Raw genomic sequence first — 23356 nt, 5'->3', positions numbered from 1 at the left:
CTTTCCCCAATAATCTCCAACTCATTATACACTACCGCTATTTTTCGGACAAAGTCCCATCTGCGGTTTATGCTGACTTTCTTTCAGCAGTTAAAATCGAGTAATATGGTAAGAGGAGCGAATGATGAGGAAGTGATCAAATGGAATATAACTTACATGATACAACAGTATTAAACGAAAATATTCTTTCATCTGAGGAACGTGAAATTTGGGTGCTTTATATGAAAGTCTTAACATCTGCCGGGCTCGGTGATGTGTCTGAGTGGATGAAGCTGGATATGAGCATGCCGCAAATGAAAGTGCTGATGCTTTTAAACAATCACGGAACGCTGAAGGTCAGTGATATTGCAGAGAAAATGGGAGCTTCCCTGTCAAATACAACCGGGCTGCTAGACCGCCTTGAGAAATCCGGCTTTGTTAAACGATCGCATTCTGAAGAGGATCGCCGTTCAGTGGTTGTCCATTTAACGGAGGATGCGAAAAATATTTTTCGCGGGCTTTATCAAAAGGGCCATATGAAATTGAAGCGTTCCTTGGAAATGCTGTCTCCTGATGAAAAGCAAGCTGTTTCCAAAGGGCTTTCTATTCTTTCCAGAGCGCTGGAGCAGGCAAAAAAAGAATAATGTCAGGCGAAGTCTGTCCTCCCGCAACTGCGGAGGCAGACTTTTTTTATTTGACATTTAGTTCATTTTAAATGAATAATATATTTCAAGTGAAGTAAAAGGAGTTGATGAGTATGCCAAAGGCATTGGCAGATCAAAAAAGCCAAAAGTGGGCGATCAGCCTGTTTACCATCGGGGTATTTATGGCTGCGTTGGATAATGGGATCATCTCCGCTGCGCTGACCACGATAAACGAATCGTTTGCTGTTTCCCCGTCTTGGGGTTCGTGGGGCATTACGCTTTATACGCTCGGACTCAGCGTCAGTGTGCCGATCGTCGGAAAGCTTTCCGATCGCTACGGCAGAAAAAAGCTGTTTCTTATTGAAGTCGGCCTTTTCGGGCTCGGTTCTTTGCTTGTCGCCTTGAGCCAAAGCTTTCCGCTTTTTCTTATCTCACGGCTGATTCAGGCGCTTGGAGGCGGCGGGATTTTCATCATCGGAAGTTCTCACGTCCTTGCTACGCTTCCAAAGGAAAAGCAAGGGAAGGCCCTTGGCTTGCTAGGGGCGATGAACGGGATGGCTGCTGTGCTAGGACCCAATGTCGGAAGCTTTCTGCTTGATTGGACCGGATCGTGGCATTGGCTGTTTTTGATTAACCTGCCGATTGCGGTGCTGCTGGTTGTTCTCGGTGCATTTTTTATTGTGGAAACCAAAGCGCCGGAGGCCAAACGTCTCGACACGGCCGGAATTTTTCTTCTGTCCTTGTCAATTTTGGCTGTAATGTACGGCATGACAAACCTTGACGGAACAAATCTCTTAAAAAGCCTGGGAGATCCTGAGGTTTATGGATTTATTCTAATTGGTATTTTCTGTTTTGCGGCGCTCGTATGGTTTGAGAAGCGGATGGAAATGCGCGGGGGCGATCCCATTCTGGCGTATTCTTTACTTCGGAATCACCTGTTTCAGCGAACGCTTATCATCGGTTTATTATCCGGGAGCCTGTTGGCGGCGGTTATTTTTATTCCGTCCTATGTTGAGCAATATTTAGGCGTTCCTGCCGCAAAAGCCGGCTATTGGATGACACCTCTCGCCTTAGCTTCCGGAATCGGCGCTTGGCTTGGCGGAGCGCTCACCGACAAAAAAGGACCGGTGAAAACTGTTGTGCTTTCAGGAATCATTTCATGTGCGGGATTTGCTTTATTTCCGCTTTGGGTGACGGAGAAATGGGAGTTTGTGATCGCAAGTGTGGTAGCTGGGATTGGTTTTGGCTTTCTGTTAGGCGCGCCGCTGAACGTCCTTGTATCAGAGGCGGCGAAAACGAATAAGGGCACGGCGCTCGGCACGCTATCATTGGTAAGGCAAATTGGCCTGACATTGGCGCCTACTCTTTATGCAGGTTTTATCACAGCAGGATTTGACCAAATCGGTGATGAAATCAGCAGCCGCTTATCGGACAGCGGACAGTCAGGGAAGGATATGCAGATGATTCCCGAGATCGACAGTTCAGATGTTTCTTCTTTACAAGAACAGATCGAACGCATACCTGTGCCTGAAGTCAAAACTGCGATAAGCGATGCCATTCATGCTAGTGTTGCCAGCGGCTATGATCATTTATATGCGGCGGCGGCCGTGATTTCAGTGCTGGTGGTTGCAGCAATCAGTCTTCCGGCTTTCCGCCGGCAAAAGCGTTAAGACCACCCCATCCGTTTGGAAAGCTCCGTAATATGAGCGATATGGTGATGGGAGTGCCAGACATACAGCCCGAGCGCGTTCTCTAGGGTAATGACCTCTTTTGTATCGGGATGGTAAAATCCGCGCTGAAATTGCTGATCTGTCAGAGTGCGAAGAAGAGCTGTCCATCTTCCGTGAAGCTCCTGCAAAAGCGCGAGTGAACCGCTCGGCTCCGCTATTTTGGAGTCTTCAAGCTCCGACCATGCTTTTTCATCATACGGACGGATAGCCGGTGTCTCTTCTGTCAAGCTTAATTTAAAACGGATATAGCCATTCATATGACTGTCAGCCAGATGATGTACAACTTGCCGGACGGTCCATCCGCCTTCTCGGTACGGTGTATCAAGCTGGCTGGCTGTCATCCCCTCAACGGCTTGCTTCAGCTTAGCCGGCACTTCCTCCAGCACTTGAATCCATTCTTCTTTCTGCTCGTTTGATATGAATTTCCTAAGTTTGTACTCTCCTATAGGATAGCTTAGATTGGCTGTTGACATGCCCATTTCCCTCCTGAATGCTTTATTCAATCTTTATTATTTTACAAGAAAACCATTGTTTATTGTGTTATTTTCCCATACAATAAAAAACGACAATAGTGTCATTTTTATGAGCAGGAGGAGAAAACTATGGGTCAATCATTGTTTTGGAGAAATAAAGGGCTGATGACGCTGTTAGCCTCGCAAACGATTTCTTCCCTTGGCGACTGGCTGCACATTTTGGCCGTCTTAACATTAGCCGCCTTTCAGCTGGATGCTTCTTCACTGGATATGTCTTTTTTAATGATGTCATTTGCACTGCCTGTCATTGTTCTTGGCCCCGTATCGGGTGTGCTTGCAGATCGATTTGACAGAAAAATGATCATGTTTCTGTCTGAAATCGGCCGCACCCTCACCGTTATCAGCTGTGTTTATGTCAGTGAGCTTTGGCAGCTTTACGTATTGCTCAGCCTTCAGAGCTGTTTTTCTTCATTGTTTTCACCTTCTAAAAACGGCAAGCTTAAGGAATTGACATCAGAAGCTTTCATTCAGCAGGCTGTTTCTATCAGCAGCATCATCGATAACACCGCCAAAATTTTCGGTCCCGCGCTTGGCGGCATAATGGTCGCCGCAGTCTCCATTCATTCCGTTTTCTTCATCAACGCGGGCGCTTTTCTTCTGTCTGCTGTCATTTTGTTTTCGCTTCCGAGAGATGCGTTTCAGCAAACATCCAATACACCTCAAGACAAAACATCAGCACTTGCTTCTATAAAAGAAGGTTTTCAATTTATGAAACAGACACCTCTTCTATTGACGGGCTTGTTCACGGCTTGCTTGGTTCTCTTCATTTTGCAGATTGGTGATTCACAGGCTATTATTCTCATCCGCTCTTTTCCCGGTGCGCCGCCCGAGCTTGCAGGATGGTGCATGGCCGTAAGCGGGGCCGGTATGCTGCTGACGGCGGCCATTGTAGGAAAAAGGCGAATTTCCTCTTATCTGCTTTATTTCACACTAGGGGCATGTCTGCTTGGAATAGCAACTGGATGTGTGCCATTTCTGGGTGGCCTCGGAATTGTCGGCACAGCACTTTTTATTTTCGCTTTTTTCATTATGGGAGCGGCTTTCGGCCTCGTCCATGTCCCGTTTCAAATTCTTGTTCAGACGTCTGTACCTGTTGATTATAGCGGCAGAGTGTTTGGCGCTATTCAGAGCACGACGACTCTCGCCTCCATTCTCGGCATGGCGGGCGGGGGCGTGCTGGCCGAATTGATCGGCGTATCTTTTGCTTTTCTGATCTGCGGCTGCTTGCTGATTGCGGCCGGGTTGACTACACTTATAGGTAAGAAAATGTCAGAAAGCAGGCGATATCTTGTCACCGAAAGTAACAAAGGAGCACAAAGATAAACGGCAAGCGGAGATTTTAGAAGCTGCCAAAACCGTTTTTAAACGAAAAGGATTTGAATTAACGACAATGAAGGACGTTGTGGAGGAGTCGGGCTTCAGCAGGGGCGGCGTCTATCTTTATTTTTCCAGTACAGAAGAGATGTTTCGCCGCATCATTGAGGCAGGCCTCGATGAAGGACTTCGAAAGCTTGATAAATCAGCTGAAAACCGAAGTGTCTGGAAGACTATTACCAGCTACCTCGATGGACTGACTGAAGGTCTGCGTGAAGCAGAGGATACATTGGCTCCGGTGCAATTTGAATATTTGGTGACAGCTTGGCGCAATGAAGAACGGCGCGAGTATTTGGAGAAACGTTATGATCTTTTTGTGACAAGGTTTTCGAAGCTTTTGCAAAAAGGAATCGATCAGGGGGAATTTCAGCCGTTGCAGCCTCTGGCGACGATTACTAAGTTTTTTCTCAATGTGAATGATGGCATCATCCAAAACGCGCTTTATTTCGATGAGGACAAAGCTGATGTATCAGGAATGGTTGAAGCAGCTAAACTGTATTTAAAAACAGTATTGCAAGTGAATGAAGCATAAACATCGCGGCAGGAACGTTTCTCCTGCCACGATGTTTCAGCCTGCGTGGTCTCGCACTTCCATTTTTACTTTTCGCTTTTTCGGCTGATAGATTTTCCCTACAAACAAATATCCATATTTAAACTTGTTCAGTGCCCAGGATGTCAGGATCGGGCCCGCTGTGCAGACGGCAAACATCAAGAAAACGGCCGGCACAGCGGGAATGTCCGGCATATTCAACAGCAACACATAGCCAATGATCATAAAATAGGCGTGTAGCAGATAAATCGAAAAGGAGTAGTTACTGATAAACATAATGATTTTCGGCACGTGCTTTATGTTAGAAAACAGGTGAAAGCACAGGAAAATCATACTTGTTGAATAAAGCATGATGTCAGGCCGCTTTGAGCTGATCATGCCGACCTCTCCGAAATAAGAAACAGCCACAACCAACGCGGCGGATCCGATCGCAGCACCGTATATCACCCAGCGGTATTGATTCAGCAGCGATAAAAACTGCTTGTACTCTTTTCCGCAGTAATAAGCGAGACAAAAGTAGAAAAGCCAGCCTGCAAACGGAACCCAGAAAAACGGAAAGGAACCGCCTTGTTCAGAAGCGGGAGCCGGACTGACTGCTGAGAAATAGCCCAAATAAGCGGCTGTCACCACAAACGAGACAGACAGCACCCATTTTGGCGATGCTTTCTTCAAATACTCATGAAAGAGCATGTGCAGGATGTAAAATTGGAAGATGACAAGAATGAAATATCCGATAAAGTTTCCTAAAAATACGTTTTCCAGATATTTCTGCACAAACGCCAGAAATGTCAGCTTTCCCCCCATTGCACTGGTCATCAGCAAGGCATCTATGGCTGCGATAAACAAAAACGGAATAAAAATCACTTTTCCTCTCTTCTTCAAAAACCCCTCCGGCACCCCGTCAGGATAAGAACGCGCCAGCAAAAACTCAGAGATGAAAATGAAAGCAGGCGTGCTGAACATCAGGAGTGTGCGCAAAGAATCAACCGTGTGAGAAATATCGGCAAGTGCTTCCGCCTGAAGCATCAGAACCATTGAAATGATATGGAGCAGAACGACACTTAAGCACGAAATGCAGCGGATCACAAAAATTTCTTTTATTTGCATAACAGCGCTCCTTTATTTCAAATTTTTAGAAATCGATGGTTGTACCATAACACACCTGCTTCAATTGAAAAAAGTGCCTGATTTCTTATCTTTCAGTATGCATGAAAGACTAAGACCCATAAAAATCCATAACTTTTTGTATACCACCCTCAGCCATTTGTCCCGTACAGCCGGGCTGCTATGCTTGACGCGCTGGAACAGTGTCCTGTTCACCTTTTGATAATAATCCAATTCGATTTCAGCATTCCCGAGTGAAATCGCCAAAAAAGCTGGCGTTACGGAAGGGACAATTTGTCCTGAAGGCGGTGGGGCTCCCGCAATAGCGAAAAGCTTCAGTAAAGAAGTGGTTGAGCTGGAATATGGAAGCTGAATAACCGCTTACTCTAGGTTCTGAATTCCTCAATCTATCAGAAAACAAAAAACCTGCTGTCATGAACAGCAGGTTTAATCTAGCGCATACCCTGAAGCATCAGTTCGTATTTAGTCCCCCGCCATTTAATCCTTCTTTGATATAGGCGTTGACTTGGCTATTAGAAAGCAAGCCAATATGGCCGATGCCATAAAGCTGGATGTTTCTGGCTCCTTGTAATCGAGACAAGCTATTGATGACAATTTCATCATTTAGACTGTAGATTGATGTATAGAGAATCTTTTGATTAGGATCTGTACCAGGCAGCGCAACAGATGACACTAAACCATTAGCTCCTCCAAGCGTGACAACATTTTGAATCTTATTGCCCCCGCCTAAGTATTTTATATAGTATAGAGTATTGGCTCCTCCCATGCTATGAGCCACAATATCTACTTTTTTTGCTCCTGTTTCTTTTAAAACACGATCAATATATGCAGCAAGCTGCGGTCCGTTATTTAGGTTATTCCCTGTCTTATCATAAAAATCAATCGCATATAGTTTATTGCTTTGCCAGCCTTGAGAGATTAAGTAATTTTTAATAGCAAAAAAATTGTATGACGCGCCGCTAATCCCATGAACAAGAACAACAGGGTTATGTGCTGTTTCCGCCTTTGCACTTGAAGGCGGAGCGGCTAGAATAGACAAAATCAATGATAGACAAATAGATGATGCAATAAGTAATCTTTTCATTTTCCGTTTCTCCTTAATTATGTTTTTACCCAGAATGATTATACAATTAAATTTAAACTTGGTAAATATAAACTTATCAGAATCTTCAATTTCTCTATTATTTTGAAATAAGCATAAACCTGTCGATGGGCAGTTGTCTGCAGTACACTTGATCCATACACTCGAAAGAAACTTGAAAGGCGTAGGAGACATGCGGTTGTGTTCCCAGCCTCCCTTTCCTATAATATAGGGAACAGATGAAAGCTAGACATGAGATGGCAATGACTATTTGATATAGGACAAGTTTCAAGAAGGAATTCAATTTTGTTTTCCTGATATAAGAGAAAAGAATGATACGATTTGCGGCAGGGCATTTAGAAAACTTCTGGTTTGCAAAAACAGCCATAGACACGGAGGACAGCATGAGAGTATTAAAATACGCCATATTAGGGCTTTTACGAAAAGGCGAATTGAGCGGGTATGATATTACAAGTTATTTCAAAGCGGAGCTCGGCCAGTTTTGGAGCGCCAAGCACAGCCAGATTTATCCTGAGCTCAAAAAGCTGACAGATGAAGGCTTTATCACATTCCGGACAACGATTCAGGGCACAAAACTTGAGAAAAAAATGTATACCCTGACTGACAGCGGAAAACAGGAGCTGCACGCGTGGCTGACCCGCCACCATCCTATTCCGGAAACAGTGAAGGATGAATTTATGCTGAAGGCTTATTTCATTTCTTCTCTGTCACGCCAAGAGGCAGCCGACTTGTTTACAGACCAGCTGCTGAAGCGCAAGGAGAAGCTGTCAGATCTGCAGGGAAGCTATGAAAAGCTAATGGCATCAGCAGAGCCGATGTCGTTTTCTTCACCGGATTTTGGCCACTATCTGGTATTGACAAAAGCGCTGGAGCGGGAGAAAACCTACGTTTCTTGGCTGGAGCATATTTCAGCCATGATACAAGAGGATACCCAAGAGCGGCCTTAAATGATCGAAAGTGACTGGCCGTCCGTCAAACAACATCTGGAACAAAGACTGAACCTGACAGAAAACAAGATATAATGATAAAAAGCATCTGCCCGGAGGCGGATGCTTTTACGTTCGGAGCGCTTTCAGCCCCACTGTGAAGGTGACAGCTGCAAAAGCAAACAAGATGCCGCAAATGCCGAGTATATCCGTGATGTTTGCCCCGTTAGCGATGATTTCAGTCAGTCCGCTCATCGCCCACTTTTGCGGGAGAAAGTCAGCAATGGACTGCATCAGCTTCGGCTCAATTTCTATCGGCCAATACATTCCGCTTACCATACACGTCGCAATAACGAACAAGTTGCCGAAAGCAAGCTGCTGTTCTGGTGTTCTGACATGGGCAGCAATCATCAGCCCGATACCCACGACTGCAAACAGAAAAAAGGATACTAACACGATCAGCGCAGCCGGATTGCCCCAGCTGATTCCGAACAGCCAATGGGATGCGAGAAGCAGCATTCCAAATTGAATCCAGCCAATCACAAAGAACGACAGCACATACCCCGCTCCAATTTCCGTGCGGCTGACAGACGCGGTGAGCAGTCTCTGCCAGACACCGCGTTTTCGCGCTTCTAATATCGTGCCCGCTGCCCCCATCATTGTCAGCATCACAAACAGAATGGAAAAGCCTGCAGCTCGTGAAGCTGTGTCACTTACGCCCTTACCTTCTTTTTTATCACTGAGAGATTCTCGTTTTACAGCTGGAGCGCTATCTCCATGATCTTTGGCGATTACCGTTTTATAAGCCGACTTCCAGCTCTCCCCCGCCGCCTCGGCCGCCGTTTTTGCCGCGGTTACCTGAATGTTGAGCTTTGCCAGCTTGCTTTCGGCATACTGTTTAGCAACGGGCGCTCCTGTTAGTTCTGGACCGTGGCTGAAGACCAGCTCCGGCTTCTCGCTTTTTTCAAGCTTCTCTTGGAAAGTGCGGGAAAGGGTGATGACTCCGGCAATTTTCTTTTGTTTCAGTTTTTCTGAAGCTTTGCTTTTAGACATCGTTTGAAAGGTATACATATCATCAAGTTGCTTGAGTTCCCGGGTATAATGCTGTGAAAGAAGCGTATCATCCTGATCGACGATCGCAAGCCGCACCTTATCATCTTTTCCGCCGAGCAGACCGCCGAATACCAAGGTCAGCAGCAGCGGGGCAGCGAACATCATCAAATAGTTCTGCGGCTTCTTAAAAATGAGAGAAAGCTCAACGCCGCAAATGGCTATGATTTTTTTCACCTTGTTTTACCTCCTTATCTTGTGTGAAGCCTTCTGATACCAACAGCCAGTGAACAAAGGCCGATTGCCGCAAAAAGAAGGACCGGCGTTTGAAGTTCAGCCCAGCCTCCCCCCTCCATTAAGGAAAGAAAGCCTTCGAGCGCCCATCGATTTGGCACCGCCTTTGAAACAGACTGCAGGAAATCCGGAAATTGATAAAGCGGAAGCATAGAACCGCCGAGAACGGCAAGCACCTGAATCCCAAAACCGCCTAAAACATCCGCTGACTTCATATCGCTGAGGCATGAAGCAAGAAGCATTGAAATGCCGGATACAGCTGCTGCGTAAGACAGCCCCAGCACACTCACGAACAAGAGATTGTCTCCCCAGTCCACATCAAAAACATTGATGGTTACAATAAGAAAAATGAAAAATTGTATAATGGCAAACAAATAGGTTCCGAGCCACTTCCCGAAGAGAATGGCGTATTTTTGTGCAGGCGTCATCAGCAGTCTGGCAAGGGTTTCCGTATCCTTTTCCAGCAAAAATGATTTCGCGCCGACCGTCATATGAAACAGCATAAACATGCATAGCATTGCCGCCGAATAGTATTGAAAACTGGTAACTTCTTTTGTGCCGACTGATTTCTCTGTAACAGCAAGCCTGGCACCCGCTTCTTTTTCAAGCGTCTTTGCAAGGTTTTCTGCAATGAGGGAAGGATTGAGCTTTCCTTGTTTTGCGGCTTCCGTCTTGGTGACATATTCCATCGAGGCGGATGCCGCTTCTCGTACCGCCTTATATTGATCTATAAAAGACACTGCAGCCGTTTCTATGATAGAGCCTTTTAATTCCTGTTCAGTGCCAGCATAAACAGCGGCCGGTTTCTTGCCGGTTCCCCAATGTGCCGGGACGGCAATTCCGACATCAATTTTCTTTTCCGCCAGCAGCTTTTTCATTTCCTTTTTACTGCCGGCTTCTGTGACCTTAATCATCTTCATTTTTTCAAGTACATCTGTTTTAAACATCTTCGACGCGCCTGACTGATCAGACTGGACATAGCCGACTTTGATTTCATCAATCTCGCTGCCTCCAAGGATTGATCCAAGAGCGGCCCCTAATATGGCTGTTAAGATCAGCGGCATTAGGATAAGCATCATAAACCCTTTTTTGTCCGTGATTCTGATTTTGACATCTTTCCATGCGATCCATATTGCTTTTTTCATCGCCATCCCTCCTAATCCCGCAATGTGCGGCCGGTCAGATTCAGAAACAGGCGCTCCAAATTTGGCTCCTGAACCTGGAGAGACAGGAGATTCGTTTGATGGGCAGCGGCTTCCGTGAGCAGGCTGGTGACTACTTTCTCATGGTGCGCCGCAGCAACCTCAATTTTGAGCTCAGATTCACTCACTGTCACATCATTCACATGGGCAAGAGAGCGGACAGCAGAAAGGAACCCTTCATCTGTCCTGCTGACAGTCATTTGGATGATCGTGTCTCCTCCAAGGCGGCTGCACAAGTCGGTTTTTGTGCCGATCGCAATCATTTCTCCCTGATCAATAATGCCGATCCGGTCACATAAATACTCGACCTCTTCCATGTAATGACTCGTATAGATCACAGTCATGCCTGTTTCGTTGAGCTGTTTGACTGTTTCTAAAATATGATTTCTCGATTGGGGGTCGATGCCGACGGTCGGTTCATCCATGATTAGCAGCTCAGGCTTATGCATAAGGGCGGCGCCGATGTTGATTCTCCGTTTCATTCCGCCTGAGAATGTTTCGATTTTCTCTTTAGCACGCTCAGTCAGTCCGACATACTCAAGGACTTCTGCTGATCTTTTTTTGGCCTCTCCATGCGTGAGTCCATACATTTCCCCCCAGAATACGAGATTTTCTTGTGCCGTCAGTGTCGGGTACAGGGCGATTTCCTGTGGGACAATGCCGATTTTTTGTTTGGCTTTGTTCGTGTCTTTGCCGATAACATACCCGCCGACTGTAATCTCCCCTCCGTCAAGCGGCATAAGTCCGGAAATCATAGAAATGGTTGTGGACTTCCCCGCTCCGTTCGGTCCGAGCAGTCCGAACGACTCACCCTTTTTCAAGGAAAAAGAGATTCCTTTGACAATTGTTTTTTTTCCGTATGCCTTTTTGATATTTTCTGCTTGAAGCACGCCATTTCACTCCTTTTTTTATCCCATTGCCATTGTAGAAGAGATGAGAGTGTAAAACATGTGGCGCCGGATAGAACATCAGGCATAAAAAAAAGGCCTGCGGCAGGCCTTTTCAAGGTAACGCATATGCCAACCGTCATCTATCAAAAGACAGATACGCCATGTCTGACGGAATAAATGGCAGCTTGGGTTCTGTCTCTGACTGACAGTTTGCTGATAATGTTTGACACGTGATTTTTCACTGTGCCTTCTGTAATATACAGTTTTTCAGCAATTTCTTTATTGTTCAGCCCGTACCCGAGCTGAGCCAGCACTTCCATTTCGCGCTCGGTTAAGTCGTGCAGCTCCTTCGGTTTTTCTTTCTCTTCCGTTCCTTTCAGCTGTTTTTCACGTTTCCATTCATTCAGCATTTGGGCTGTGAGTTCCGGCGGGAGCACCATTCCGCCTGATTGAACAGTCATAACCGCTTTCACAATTGTATCGGCTGACATGTCCTTTAACAGGTACCCGCTTGCCCCTTCTTCAAGCGCTTCAGCAATCAGCTCTGAATCTTTAAAGGTTGTCAGCATCAGCACCTTTACGCCCGTTAGCAAGCTGGTGATTAATTTTGTTCCCTCCACCCCGTTGGAAACCGGCATGCGGATGTCCATTAATACGATATCCGGTTCCAGCTCTTTCGCCTTTTCAAAGGCTTCCTGTCCGTTTCGCGCTGTGGCGATGACATCGAGTTCTTCTCGAAGCTGAAGCAGGGATGCCAGCCCTTCCCTGACGATATCCTGATCGTCGGTAATGATGATCTTAATCATGATAAACTCTCCTTTTGCTGCGCGGGTCCAAAGCTCCATTTTTTATTGGCCAAAGAAAATTCGGCGATTACAGTAAATCCTTGATCCGTTTCACTTTCAAAGCGGATCGATCCGCCGTGCTCCGCTGCCCGCTTTTTCATATTCAAAAGGCCAAAGCCGAGTGCCGCCTCGGGATTTCCTTTTCCGTCATCCTTCATAACAAGGCTGATGCTGTCCGTTGTGCAGGCAAGCTGGATTGAACAGGCTGTGGCGCCGCCGTGCCGTTTAGCATTTGTCAGCGCCTCCTGCACTGTTCTGATCACAGTCGGGTGCAGAGACAGCGGGACCAGCGCAGGGTCGCCGCTGACCGTCAGTTCGGATGTGACGCCCGCATTTTTGTAAAAGTCTTCTGTCAGCTGTTTCAGCGATTCAATGAATGAGGGATCGCTCTCCGTTTGCAGGGTGCGTACTGATAAGCGGATATCATCAAGCGCTTCACGGGAAAGCGTTTCACATACCCCGACTGTTTCTTCCGCTTTTCGGCTGTCTCTTTTTTGCCATTCACGCAGAAGCTGCAGCTGGACAAGAAGCGCCGTCATTTTGTGCCCCACTGTATCATGGATGTCCCGTGCCATTCTGTTCCGTTCATGAATGGCGGTGAGTTCTTCGACCTGCTTCGCATATAAATGCAGCTCCTGGTGTGCAGCTGACAGCGCCAGATGCGAATCCGTCAGTTCCTGAAACTGCTGTTTTGCCGTTTCTTGTGCTTCAAGAAGTTTGCCGATTAATTTACCGACCACCCCGCAGAACACCACAAATGTCATGCTGGTGATATGGTCCATGACGTATTCATTGCCGACTAATAGATATGTACGAATGAGGACAATTGAAAACAAAATGGAGCAAAGACATAACACAGACCATGCCATTTTTCTATTGAACCCGCGCAGAAAAAATGCGACAGCTACCGGACATATCATAATAATGAACAAACCAGTGCCGGGAAACATGAATCCAAACGAAAAGCCGACCGTAATATCAATCAGACAAAACCAGACGTCATACTTCTCTATTTTCAGCAGAAAATGATTGGCTGCATACACGGCAGCTCCTAACGCTATAAATAGATATTCAAACCAATTATCATTCTTTACGAGGGGCAGATACATCGAACAGCTCACCATTAAGGTGAAAATTCTTGTAAATAAAAGAGCCTTCACGCTCATCACTCCTATAAGCAATTCCTTTCTTATCATACCTGCCTCTTGTTATTTTTTACAGGTGTTTCTGGAAGATAAATCCCGGAATTAAAAAACCGCATATGAACTCTATGTCAAATGCGGCGCTTTCACTTATTTATTCGAATTCATCGCTCCCGAATAATAAGTGTGTAATAAAGCATCATTTTGCTCTATTTAAAGCGATTGAGCCCGTTACAAGATGGTTCAGTTCCATGTCTAACGCCCCCTTACAGGTTGGTTCTCTTACCATAACAAGGCGGACAAAAATAAAAAATCCCCCTGCCGTTATTTACGGCAAAGGGATGACAGTCAAATCACAAATTTGATAAACGCTGCGGAGACAGGGTCTTTCACATGAAAATGATTTTCCGTTTCTTCAATCGAATATCCAGCGTTTTTGACTCGGTCCGCCACACGTTTGAGTTCCTCTTGATGAGGCAGGACAACAGTGTAATAGTCTAGTCCGCTGGCATTTGCCGGTTTAGGCGGCGCGTTTCTTCCCGCCCAAATGTTTAAACCGATATGGTGGTGGTAGCCACCGGCTGAAACGAAGAGGGCAGACATGCCCGCATAGTCACCGACAATGTCAAAGCCAAGCACATCTGTGTAAAACGCTTTTGCTTCTTTCAGATCGCTGACATGCAGATGAATGTGCCCGATGACCGTACCGTTTGGAAGTGTTGTTTTCCGCTCTTCTCCGGCCTCTTCCAAAAGGCTCTCGATGTCGACAGCGGTTGTCGTCATGACATAGTTTCCTTCACGATCCCGCTGCCAAGTGCTTCGGGGGCGGTCAGCGTACATTTCAATTCCATTTCCGTCAGGATCAGAGAGATAGAGCGCCTCGCTGACAGCGTGGTCTCCCTGTCCGAGGGCAATCCCGTTTTCAATCAAGCGGGCAAGTGCGATACCAAGTTCCTTTCTGTTGGGCAGCAGAATCGCAAAGTGATAGAGGCCCGTTACCGTGCGTTCAGGCAAGACGACAGCGCTTGGATTTTCTTCAAGAATAAGGAGGGTGCGTATTCCGTCAGCCGTTAATTCAGCTCGGCGGTCCGTCTTTTTCAAGACTTGAAAGCCGATCACATTGCAATAGAACTGAAGGGAACGCTCCAGACTGCGGATTGTGAGTTTGACATAGCCAATGGTTGTACCCTCATGAATGCTGGTCATGCTGTATGCCTCTTTTCTTATGCTGATACATTTTCGTTCTTTTTTGCTTTAAACACAAATGAGTCCAGCGCCAAGAAACGGCTTCCAGAAAGCGCCAGGTGAATGGATGTCAGAAGCAGAAGGTAATCAAATTCTGAGTTCCCCATGAATGGCGCTTTCAGCTTCACTGTAATAATGGCTCCGATCAATGTGAGAGCAAACAGAACACCTACAATACGTGTAGCCAATCCGAAGAAGACGAGCACTCCGCCAACGAGTTCAATCGCTGCGATGACATACGCCATAAAGCTTGGAAGCCCTATGCTGCCGAAAAATTGGATCGTGCCCTCCATTGCCTGAAACTTTGATAAACCATGAACAAAAAAGATAATACCTGTGATGACTCTTAAAAGTAATGTGCCAATTTCAAATGATTTATTCATTTTTATCCTCCTTGATAAATATTATCACTTACTTAATGTAAGCTAGTATATATACATAACTTGTTTACGTCAAGTAATTTTGTTACATTTTACGAAATTGAAATGAAAGTACTATAAATCTGTAACAAAAAAGACCTTTGTGCAGGACAAAGGTCTTTTTCATTATTGCTTAAATTGGCTTTCGTATAAGTCACTGTAAAATCCTTTTTGGCGTATCAGCTCATCATGGCTGCCTTTTTCAATCATTTCGCCGTCTTTTAACACAACAATCTGATCCGCTCGTTGAATGGTATTCAGCCTGTGGGCAATGATGACGCTCGTTCTCCCCTCCATTAAGCGGGCAAGCGCTTCTTGGATTTTCACTTCTGTTACGGTATCAATGTTGCTTGTCGCTTCATCCAAAATGAGCAGAACCGGATCGGCCAGCACGGCTCTTGCTATGGAGATCAATTGCTTCTGCCCTTGACTGATGCCCGAGCCGTTTTGTGTCAGCACTGTATCATATCCTTTTGGCATCCGCGTAATAAAGCTGTGCGCATTCGCTGTTTTTGCTGCGGCCTCGACTTCCTGATCGGAGGCATCAAGCCTGCCGTAGCGGATATTTTCTCTGATCGTGCCTTGGAACAAGAACGAATCCTGAAGCACAAACCCCATGTTTTTTCTCAGGCTGGCTCTTGTCAGCTTTTTAATATCAATCCCGTCGATTAAAATGCTCCCCTCATTGGGCTCGTAAAAACGGGCAAGGAGATTGGTTATAGTGGTTTTCCCCGCTCCCGTCGGGCCGACAAAGGCGATTGACTGCCCGGCCGGCACTGTAAATTGAAGGTGTTTCAGCGTCTGAGTGTTTTCCTCGTAGCCGAAGGAAACATTTCGGAATTCAATGCTGCCTGTTTGTATCGGCTGATGCAGAGCATTCTTTTCATCCTCCCGCTCCTCTTTTTCATCCAGCACGTCAAACACCCGTTCAGCGCCGGCAATAGCGGACAGCATCGTATTAAACTGATTGGCCAGATCATTTAAAGGGCGTGTGAACTGTCTTGAGTACTCGGCAAAGACAACGATGGTGCCGATGGATATCCAGCCTTTCAGCGCAAACAGTCCGCCGATTGCGGCAATGATTGTAAAGCTTAAATTGTTTAAAGAGTTCATCACTTTCGGGATAAAGCCGGAAATCGTCTGTGCCCAGAAGCCTGAAGTCTTGAGTGCGGCGTTTTTTTCCAGAAATTCAGCTGTGATCTGGTCTTCCCGTGAATACGCTTTGATGACCTTTGCGCCTGAAATGCTTTCTTCAATATATCCGTTCAGCTCGCCAAGGTTTTTTTGCTGTTCTTTAAAGAGTTTCCCCGTACGGTTAGTGATCCATTTCAAACTTACCGCCATTACTGGAATGATCGTCAGCGTAATCACCGTCAGCAGCGGACTCATATACAGCATGACGGCAATCGTTCCGACGAAGGTAATGACGCTCGACAGAATTTGAATCACTGACGTATTTAAAGTGGAGCTGACATTTTCGATGTCATTGGTCACCCGGCTCATCAGCTCTCCATGCCGCTGTTTATCAAAAAACGGGATCGGCAGCTCATGCAGATGGGTGAACAGCTCGCTTCGCATTCTAAAGACTGTGCCTTGCGAAATCGTGATCATCCAATAGTTTTGAAACCAGAGTGACAAAGATTGAATGAGATATATGCCAAGCAGAATGAGCAGAACGGGAATAAGCCCGCTGACCGTCTGGCCGACGATGAAATGATCGATGGCCTTTCCGATCACAAAGGGGCCGAGGAGGCCGAATATCGCGCTGATTACGACCATCAGCATAACGAGTATGAGCAGCCCTTTTCGTTCTGCCAGGTACAACCAGATTCGTCTCAGGGTGCCTTTTGTATCCTTTGCTTTCGCTCTTTTTTTGGCGCGTTCCTTTTTATCGATTGGGATTTTGGGATATTGGAAAGGCTTGCGGATGTCTTTCAGCATGACTCGCTCCCCTCCCTTCCGAATTGCGACTCGTAAATGCGCTTGTATAAATGTGATTCAGAAAGCAGCTCGCTGTGTGTGCCTTTTTCTATCAGCTCGCCATCCTCCAGCAGCAAGATTTCATCAGCTTTCATGGCCGTTGTTATTTTTTGTGTAATGATTAAGGTTGTGCACTCATATGTGCTGATGGCCTCAAGCAGATTCGCTTCCGTTTGCAGGTCAAGCGCGCTTGTGCTGTCATCCAAAAGAAGGATGGATGGTTTTCTGATGAGCGCCCGTGCAATAGAAATCCGCTGCTTTTGGCCGCCGGACAAATTGACGCCTCTTTGTCCCAGAACGGTATCATATCCCTTTGGAAGCTTCATGATCGTTTCATGGATTTGCGCATGTTTTGCCGCTTCCATTATTTCATCAAGTGAAGCATGTTCTTTGCCCCAAGCAATATTTTCTTTGATTGTGCCTGAAAACAAGAGCACTTCCTGGGGCACAAATCCGATTTGCTTGCGAAGACCCTCGGCCGGAAAGTCATCAATTGGCTTTTCATCTATGTAAATGCTGCCCGAATCCGGCTGATAAAGCCGCGGGATGAGCTGAAAAAGCGTTGATTTTCCTGATCCTGTCGCCCCGAGAATCGCGATCGTTTCTTTCGGCTTTGCGGAAAATGTGACATGCCGCAGCGCTTCTCTGTCCATATCCGGATATCGGAAGGACACATCCTGAAAGTCAATTCGGCCTGACAAGCGATCTGAGAGTAATCCTCCCTCCTGCTCGTCACCTTCTGTTTCAAGCACTTCGCCGATTCTGTCGCCTGAGGCTTTTGCCCGGGTGAAAATCATAATCAAAAATGGGAACATAGAAAGCGCACCCGTAATTCGTGTCGCATAGTTAATAACCGCGACGACATCGCCGACCTGAGTGCCTCCGCTTGTAATGCTGTGAGCTCCCGCCCATAAAATAAACAGAATGCAGAGGTTCATCAGCAGCATCAGCACAGGCATCGTAAATTCTACAAGCTGAAATGCCGAGACCGTTTTTTGCATCAGCATCGTGTTTGCTTTGATAAATCTCTTGACCTCATGGCTTCCGCGCAGCAGCGCTTTAATCAGCTTGATCGCAGTTAAATTTTCCTGCATGATCGTATTCACTTGATCCAGCCGTTTCTGCACAGACCTAAACAGCGCTCCGCCTTTTTTCAGTACCCAAAGCAAAAACAAAATCAGGATCGGAATCGTCACAAGAAGAAAAAAGCCGAGCTTCACGTTAACAGCGAGTGACAGCACAATGCCGCCCACAATCATTAACGGCGCACGCAGCATAAACCTCAGGCTCATAAAAATCAGGTTTTGCACCTGTGTTACATCGTTTGTGAGCCTTGTCATATAGGATGAGGACGAAAACTGTCCAAATGTTGAATAAGAGAAGGACTGGATTTTTTGAAAAAGCCCTTTTCTCGTATCATAGGAAAAGCTTTGGCTGACATGGGCAGCGTAAAAGGAATTCAGCATACCCGCCGCAAATGATAAAATGGTCAGTCCGATCATGACCGCACCCCATACCCAAACGTGCCGCATGTCTTGCTTCAAAATCCCATCGTCGATGATTTTTGCAATCAATAGAGGCTGTACCAGTTCAACCGCGAGTTCCGTCAGCATGAGAATTAGCGCAATTCCCACCAGAAGTGAGTATGGTTTTAAATATGATAAAGCCTTTGACATGTAAAAGCCTCCAAATCCCTTTAGCAATATGTACTTTTTATTTTAATTGTTTGCGGAGCTTGATGAAAGAATTTTACTTTTAGGATGTGTTATGAAAGTAAAGAAAAAACTCTGAATCTAATATCGATTTAGAGACTGTGTTTTAAAAGGAGTTCGTCTGAAAAGACAATGCAGCAAATAAGTTGAAAGTGAATTGAAAGGAAAACCCTTATTGTGGCTTAAGTACGAATGTTTTTAAGAGCAGAGCACTCGGGCTTTATACGCTCCGAAAAGAGGCTTCTCAGTGCCCATCGAGCCGAATGCAATAAAACCGATTGATGACAATACTCACCTTACCTTTCATTTAAGAGCATTCCCTGGCTGAACTGCATTCATTAAAAGTATCATTAATTTTACTCTACAGAAGTTAAGATGCGGGATTGACTAAGGTCAATGAAAAGACACTATAAAGATAAATTGAACTAAAGGAAAAATAAAAATAGAAATGTTAAAACGAAGACCTTTTTTGCGAGGAATGCTTCTCTGATAAAAAATGAGGTGATACATTTCTAAAATCTTATGTAAAACCCTAAATAGAGCGCAAAGCACCTCTATTTAGGATCTGCACATTTTATATTACCTAATAAAAACTAAAGCCACTCCATATTCCTTGCTCTTGTCGAACTCTTTTATTACTCTCATGACCTGCCAGTTTTGTTTAGGAGATTCAGTTTTTGTTGCAATTCCGTTATGTGCTTGAATAAAGTCTCCAGCTTTTACTGTGCTGTCACATCTTACATAAACCTGCCCTACAAGCCCCACAACATTCCATTCATCCCTGTCTTCCCTAGAAGCATAGTTCTTATTCGGCTTATAATCGGGATTTTCCCTAGGTGCCATGACGAGCTGGCCATTAGCACCTTTCTGTTTCTCATAAATATATCCGCCAAAATCATTCTTCAAGTATCTTCCGGACCAATGAAAGCTTGACTCACCAAGAATCACACCTGCTGTTTCAGAAATAACTCCAAGCATAATGTCACCTTTATTCGCAGGTCTAATCTTATCTCCTTCCAGAGTAACCAAGGTTCCTGTCGGAATTTTGTCACCGCTTAAACTCTCAAAATACTCTGCGTAATCGGTGAACGTTTGGGAACTTTTTATGCTTCCTGAAGCCTTAATCGTTCCATCTTTTGCATGAAGTTCAATCTTTCTGTTTGCTGAGGATGGTGTGCTCCCGCTTGCCCATCCCAGAGCAACTGAGTCTGAATTCGGATTGATCGTATTATATGAGGCAATCACTGAAGATTGGGCAGCGCCAGTTGCTCTTCCCCGAACTGATCCGGCTACAAAATTATTATTTCCAGTAGCATGAGATTCACGAGAACCAATAACTCCGCTTCCTTTATGTTTAAACAAAAAGTACGGCGTCACGACTCCGCCAATTTTAAAGTCGGTTTCGTAGCCTGAAAAATCACAATTAGAAACATTGAGATCCGGATCAGTAGAATAAATACCAACAGTACCACTGTTATTTTTAGGCGATCTTTGCCCCCATACATTACTAACGACAGACTCGTACATACCGCTCCCGAAAACAACACCCTTTTCGGCTGAATCAATCAAAGTCACACCATCAATCATTACTTTGCCGACAGAATTGTCGCCACCTACAATATAAATATCATTATCAGCAGTCTTAAATCCTCGAATCGTTATATTCTTCAAATTGATTAGGCGCCCTTTATAATACACACTTACAACTGAATTTCCCTTATAGTTAATTGATGAATCATCGCATATAGCATGAAAATTCACCACGTTGACACCATCGTAGCCTGAAATTTGCAGAGCATTTGGTCCTGCCCCTTTATAAAGATCATTTGGCTTAGGGTTATATGCGATACAGTTAGCCAGCTGAACATCATGAGCTGATGCTGATTGAGGATCACTTGCTGTGTGGTGTCCTATATGCCGAATGCAAAAACTAATCGCATTCTCATAGGCACGGCAGTTCACGAGCTGAACTCTTTTCGCAGCCGGAGCATAGTCATGTGCTTTAATTTCAAATCCTCGAACTCCTCCAATTGCGATGCAGCTATCAACCATTACATCCTGTGAGCCATCATCAATTTCAAAACAGTTTGTATTTGAAGATCCATCATTTAACCCCATTGGATGATAGGATAGACAATGACTGAAAGTCGTATGCTTTCCAAAGTGGCATGTGAAATTGTCATCACCCGAGCCTGTTGCTTCACAATATGAAAAGGTTACAAAGTTGCAGCCACCAAGCTGATAAAAGGCAGGATCATCATTTTCTCCATGTCTGTTATAATTTGGGCTTGTAGCATCGAATCCGTGAAGGCCGGCATTTTTTGCAAAAACATGCTCCACAAATGAGTAATCCACATTTGCAAAAAGCAAGCAGCTTGAAGTGGGGCCTTTAGGGATCTTCCACCCAGCAGGGCGCGTATCTTTATTCCAGTCCAGTGTTACATGTCCAATATAGATATTTTCATTACCATTTGTATGATCACTATTGGTAAGTACAGAGTGACCCACTGGTGTGTCGTCTAATAACTTGATGATGGTTCTTTTCTTACCTGCTCCAATCAGCATTGTATTCGAAGGAACAAGCAATCCAGATACCCTAAATACGCCTGCAGGAACTTTTATCAGATAACCGCCCTCGGCCATCGCATCCTGAAATGCTTGCGTATCATCCGTAACTCCGTCTCCTTTGGCTCCATAATCCATTACGTTTCGTTCTTCATGATACTCAAATCTGTTTTCATACATTTTGAGTCGTTCATTTAAGTTTTCAAATGTTGTTGTTCCATCATAGAGTGCAGTCCCAATTTTACGATCGATTGTTTCAAAATTCTCAGCAAGCTTTGAATCAATTTCAACACTTTCAGTTTTTTCAGGTTTGTAAAGACCTAAAAATGTTGTATAGTTCTCCATTTTTCTACCCCCTAATTTTTGATAAACATCCCTTACACTTATAGATGGCAAACGTATGACAAACAAAAATGCGCTGTCTTAAAACAGCGCACTGATAAACCTTGACTATTCAACTTAGTAATTTTTCCACACGCTCCCGCATTTGCGGCACACTCAATCCAATAATCACCTGAAACGCTTTCCCGTTTCTGACGACGCCGTGTGCGCCAAGCGCGCGGAAGACGCTGTCGGGTTCGACCTTTTTTTCATCCTTGACGCTGACTCTGAGGCGGGTGGCGCAGTTTGTGACCTCGGTGATGTTGTCTTTTCCGCCTAACGCTTCGATGTACAATGCAGCGGTTTCATCTGCCGTTTCCGCAGCGGAGGCTGTTTCGTCCTTTTTGTTTTTTCTTTCTCTGTATTCCTGTTTTGAATACAGCTTTGTTTCCTGCTGATCGTCAATTTCACGTCCCGGTGTGGCAATATTGAATTTAAGGATCAGAAATCGGAAGACGAAAAAATAAATAGCAGTAAATGAGAGTCCAATCAGAACTTGATACACATACGTCATACCGTGGCTGCCAAAGAGCGGAATCCAGTTCAGGGTAACCGCCTCGATTAACCCGCCCCCCATGTTTCCGACAACACCGGCCATATACATGACCGTCGACATTGTCGCGGCGAGTACGGCGTGAACCGCAAATAGGAAAGGAGAGATGAATAAGAAAGTAAACTCAATCGGCTCTGTAATGCCGGCGACGATCGCCGTAAGTGTGACAGGAATCAGCAGGCCGGCGACGAGTTTTTTCTTTTCCTTTTTGGCTGTGACATAAAACGCGAGCGCAATCCCCGGAATGCCGAAGATTTTCGAATTGCCGTGAAGCGCGAATCCGCCTTGCGGGAACAGCTCCTTCAGCGGTTTGGCGCTTTGTGAATATTCACCGAGGTGCTGCGCCCAATACGTGACGATACCGCCTTCCGCCACAGCCGGGCCGTAGATGAACGGCGTGTAAATAAAATGATGAAGACCGGTCGGGATCAAAATCCGTTCCAGGAACGTGTAAACCCATACACCTGCTGCCCCCGAGGCAACAAGGAAGCTTTGAAGCGAGCCGATTCCCGTTTGGACCATCGGCCAGATAAAAGAAACGGCCAGAGCGACCGGAATCATAATGAAGAAGGAAATCATGACGATATACGTGGAGCCTTGAAAGATGCCGAGAAAATCAGGCAGTTTTTTATCAAAATAGCGGTTATGCAAAAATACAACAATGGAAGAAATAAAGATTGCCCCAATAATGTTGGTATCAAGCGTTTTAATGCCGGCAATCATCGTTAGTCCGCTCGTTCCGCCGACCTCTTGGTTCATGTCGACGCCGAATGCTCCTCCCCATACCGTCAGGATCGAGCTGACAAAGTAGTTGAACGTCAAGTAAACCGTAAGCGCTTCCAAACAAGCACGCGCCTGAGCTTTTTTCGCCAAAGCGACTGGGATGCCGATGGCAAATAAGAGCGGCATTTGATTAAATACGGTCCAGCCGCCCTGCTCAATGATATACCAGCACTGGTACCAAAACCCGTCAGGATCGGCGAGCGGGCCCATCAGGGTTTCGTTTTTGAAAAGTGTGCTGACACCGACAATAATGCCGGCGAACGCGAATAATAGAACAGGCACAAACATCGCGCTTCCAAAGCGCTGGACTTTTTGCATCATATCAAAACCCC

Annotated in this window: 19 protein-coding genes and 1 pseudogene; 6 read left to right on the top strand and 14 right to left on the bottom strand. The window is 45.6% G+C overall.

Annotated features, from left to right (window positions below; all coding sequences use genetic code 11):
* Positions 1–140: 140 nt before the first annotated feature.
* Together LJF29_RS13095 and LJF29_RS13090 are read left to right on the top strand one after the other, a co-directional pair.
* Positions 141–623 carry a MarR family transcriptional regulator gene (locus LJF29_RS13095; protein WP_059291612.1) on the top strand — a complete coding sequence of 161 codons (483 nt, stop codon included), beginning with the start codon at positions 141–143 and terminating at the stop codon, positions 621–623.
* 113 nt (positions 624–736) lie between these two features.
* The gene (locus LJF29_RS13090) at positions 737–2293 is read left to right on the top strand and encodes an MFS transporter (RefSeq protein WP_229148976.1); all 1557 of its coding nucleotides are present in this window, start codon (positions 737–739) and stop codon (positions 2291–2293) included.
* On the opposite strand, the gene bstA is transcribed toward LJF29_RS13090, so the two are convergent.
* Complete coding sequence (gene bstA, locus LJF29_RS13085) at positions 2290–2826, bottom strand: bacillithiol transferase BstA (protein WP_229148974.1); 537 nt, start codon at positions 2824–2826, stop codon at positions 2290–2292. The genes LJF29_RS13090 and bstA overlap by 4 nt on opposite strands.
* Before the next feature lie 129 nt (positions 2827–2955).
* Here bstA and LJF29_RS13080 point away from each other — a divergent pair, with 129 nt between their 5' ends.
* A complete protein-coding gene (locus LJF29_RS13080) occupies positions 2956–4209 on the top strand; it encodes an MFS transporter (RefSeq protein ID WP_229148973.1) in 1254 nt (417 codons plus the stop codon).
* Positions 4175–4792, top strand: a complete 618-nt coding sequence (locus tag LJF29_RS13075; RefSeq protein ID WP_229148972.1) for a TetR/AcrR family transcriptional regulator — start codon at positions 4175–4177, stop codon at positions 4790–4792. Before LJF29_RS13080 ends, LJF29_RS13075 begins: the two co-directional genes overlap by 35 nt.
* A 36-nt stretch (positions 4793–4828) precedes the next feature.
* On the opposite strand, the gene LJF29_RS13070 is transcribed toward LJF29_RS13075, so the two are convergent.
* Positions 4829–5917, bottom strand: a complete 1089-nt coding sequence (locus LJF29_RS13070; protein ID WP_229148970.1) for an acyltransferase family protein — start codon at positions 5915–5917, stop codon at positions 4829–4831.
* Between the two features lie 250 nt (positions 5918–6167).
* Between LJF29_RS13070 and LJF29_RS21325 the strand changes: the two are divergent.
* Positions 6168–6278 (top strand): annotated as a pseudogene (locus LJF29_RS21325) (TetR/AcrR family transcriptional regulator); the annotation flags it as partial.
* Positions 6279–6386: 108 nt separating this feature from the next.
* Here the strand turns inward: LJF29_RS21325 and LJF29_RS13065 are convergent.
* Positions 6387–7019, bottom strand: coding sequence for an esterase/lipase family protein (locus LJF29_RS13065; protein WP_029441297.1), 633 nt, complete (start codon positions 7017–7019; stop codon positions 6387–6389).
* 401 nt (positions 7020–7420) lie between these two features.
* Here LJF29_RS13065 and LJF29_RS13060 point away from each other — a divergent pair, with 401 nt between their 5' ends.
* Positions 7421–7984, top strand: a complete 564-nt coding sequence (locus LJF29_RS13060) for a PadR family transcriptional regulator (protein ID WP_229149016.1) — start codon at positions 7421–7423, stop codon at positions 7982–7984.
* A gap of 108 nt (positions 7985–8092) precedes the next feature.
* Here LJF29_RS13060 and LJF29_RS13055 read toward each other — a convergent pair whose 3' ends face one another.
* The 11 genes from LJF29_RS13055 to malP form a co-directional block, all read right to left on the bottom strand.
* Positions 8093–9250 (bottom strand): ABC transporter permease, encoded by a 1158-nt coding sequence (locus LJF29_RS13055; protein WP_229148969.1) that lies wholly within the window; start codon positions 9248–9250, stop codon positions 8093–8095.
* Between the two features lie 14 nt (positions 9251–9264).
* On the bottom strand, positions 9265–10452 hold the full coding sequence (locus tag LJF29_RS13050) for an ABC transporter permease (RefSeq protein WP_229148968.1): 1188 nt from the start codon (positions 10450–10452) through the stop codon (positions 9265–9267).
* 11 nt (positions 10453–10463) lie between these two features.
* A complete protein-coding gene (locus LJF29_RS13045; RefSeq protein ID WP_229148966.1) occupies positions 10464–11399 on the bottom strand; it encodes an ABC transporter ATP-binding protein in 936 nt (311 codons plus the stop codon).
* Between the two features lie 143 nt (positions 11400–11542).
* Positions 11543–12205 (bottom strand): response regulator, encoded by a 663-nt coding sequence (locus tag LJF29_RS13040; protein WP_229148965.1) that lies wholly within the window; start codon positions 12203–12205, stop codon positions 11543–11545.
* Positions 12202–13404 (bottom strand): sensor histidine kinase, encoded by a 1203-nt coding sequence (locus tag LJF29_RS13035; protein WP_229148963.1) that lies wholly within the window; start codon positions 13402–13404, stop codon positions 12202–12204. Before LJF29_RS13035 ends, LJF29_RS13040 begins: the two co-directional genes overlap by 4 nt.
* Before the next feature lie 330 nt (positions 13405–13734).
* Positions 13735–14592, bottom strand: a complete 858-nt coding sequence (locus tag LJF29_RS13030; RefSeq protein ID WP_229148962.1) for a VOC family protein — start codon at positions 14590–14592, stop codon at positions 13735–13737.
* Positions 14593–14609: 17 nt separating this feature from the next.
* The gene (gene catD, locus LJF29_RS13025; protein WP_229148960.1) at positions 14610–15014 is read right to left on the bottom strand and encodes a DoxX family oxidoreductase CatD; all 405 of its coding nucleotides are present in this window, start codon (positions 15012–15014) and stop codon (positions 14610–14612) included.
* A gap of 162 nt (positions 15015–15176) precedes the next feature.
* On the bottom strand, positions 15177–16991 hold the full coding sequence (locus LJF29_RS13020) for an ABC transporter ATP-binding protein (RefSeq protein ID WP_229148958.1): 1815 nt from the start codon (positions 16989–16991) through the stop codon (positions 15177–15179).
* On the bottom strand, positions 16985–18706 hold the full coding sequence (locus LJF29_RS13015) for an ABC transporter ATP-binding protein (RefSeq protein WP_229148957.1): 1722 nt from the start codon (positions 18704–18706) through the stop codon (positions 16985–16987). Before LJF29_RS13015 ends, LJF29_RS13020 begins: the two co-directional genes overlap by 7 nt.
* Before the next feature lie 615 nt (positions 18707–19321).
* Complete coding sequence (locus LJF29_RS13010) at positions 19322–21652, bottom strand: peptidase G2 autoproteolytic cleavage domain-containing protein (RefSeq protein WP_229148955.1); 2331 nt, start codon at positions 21650–21652, stop codon at positions 19322–19324.
* A 109-nt stretch (positions 21653–21761) separates the two neighbouring features.
* Complete coding sequence (malP, locus tag LJF29_RS13005) at positions 21762–23345, bottom strand: PTS maltose transporter subunit IIBC (protein WP_229148953.1); 1584 nt, start codon at positions 23343–23345, stop codon at positions 21762–21764.
* Positions 23346–23356: the final 11 nt, after the last annotated feature.

Source organism: Bacillus sp. LBG-1-113 (assembly GCF_020708615.1).
Taxonomy (GTDB): domain Bacteria; phylum Bacillota; class Bacilli; order Bacillales; family Bacillaceae; genus Bacillus; species Bacillus mojavensis.
This window is presented reverse-complemented; position numbering and strand designations above follow the sequence as displayed.

Excerpts from the sequence above, each read along its gene's own strand:
- LJF29_RS13095 (WP_059291612.1), top strand. The coding sequence starts at position 141 with ATGGAATATAACTTACATGATACAACAGTATTAAACGAAAATATTCTT.
- LJF29_RS13090 (WP_229148976.1), top strand. The coding sequence starts at position 737 with ATGCCAAAGGCATTGGCAGATCAAAAAAGCCAAAAGTGGGCGATCAGC.
- bstA (WP_229148974.1), bottom strand. The coding sequence starts at position 2,826 with ATGTCAACAGCCAATCTAAGCTATCCTATAGGAGAGTACAAACTTAGG.
- LJF29_RS13080 (WP_229148973.1), top strand. The coding sequence starts at position 2,956 with ATGGGTCAATCATTGTTTTGGAGAAATAAAGGGCTGATGACGCTGTTA.
- LJF29_RS13070 (WP_229148970.1), bottom strand. The coding sequence starts at position 5,917 with ATGCAAATAAAAGAAATTTTTGTGATCCGCTGCATTTCGTGCTTAAGT.
- LJF29_RS13065 (WP_029441297.1), bottom strand. The coding sequence starts at position 7,019 with ATGAAAAGATTACTTATTGCATCATCTATTTGTCTATCATTGATTTTG.
- LJF29_RS13060 (WP_229149016.1), top strand. The coding sequence starts at position 7,421 with ATGAGAGTATTAAAATACGCCATATTAGGGCTTTTACGAAAAGGCGAA.
- LJF29_RS13050 (WP_229148968.1), bottom strand. The coding sequence starts at position 10,452 with ATGAAAAAAGCAATATGGATCGCATGGAAAGATGTCAAAATCAGAATC.
- LJF29_RS13040 (WP_229148965.1), bottom strand. The coding sequence starts at position 12,205 with ATGATTAAGATCATCATTACCGACGATCAGGATATCGTCAGGGAAGGG.
- LJF29_RS13030 (WP_229148962.1), bottom strand. The coding sequence starts at position 14,592 with ATGACCAGCATTCATGAGGGTACAACCATTGGCTATGTCAAACTCACA.
- catD (WP_229148960.1), bottom strand. The coding sequence starts at position 15,014 with ATGAATAAATCATTTGAAATTGGCACATTACTTTTAAGAGTCATCACA.
- LJF29_RS13020 (WP_229148958.1), bottom strand. The coding sequence starts at position 16,991 with ATGCTGAAAGACATCCGCAAGCCTTTCCAATATCCCAAAATCCCAATC.
- LJF29_RS13015 (WP_229148957.1), bottom strand. The coding sequence starts at position 18,706 with ATGTCAAAGGCTTTATCATATTTAAAACCATACTCACTTCTGGTGGGA.
- LJF29_RS13010 (WP_229148955.1), bottom strand. The coding sequence starts at position 21,652 with ATGGAGAACTATACAACATTTTTAGGTCTTTACAAACCTGAAAAAACT.
- malP (WP_229148953.1), bottom strand. The coding sequence starts at position 23,345 with ATGATGCAAAAAGTCCAGCGCTTTGGAAGCGCGATGTTTGTGCCTGTT.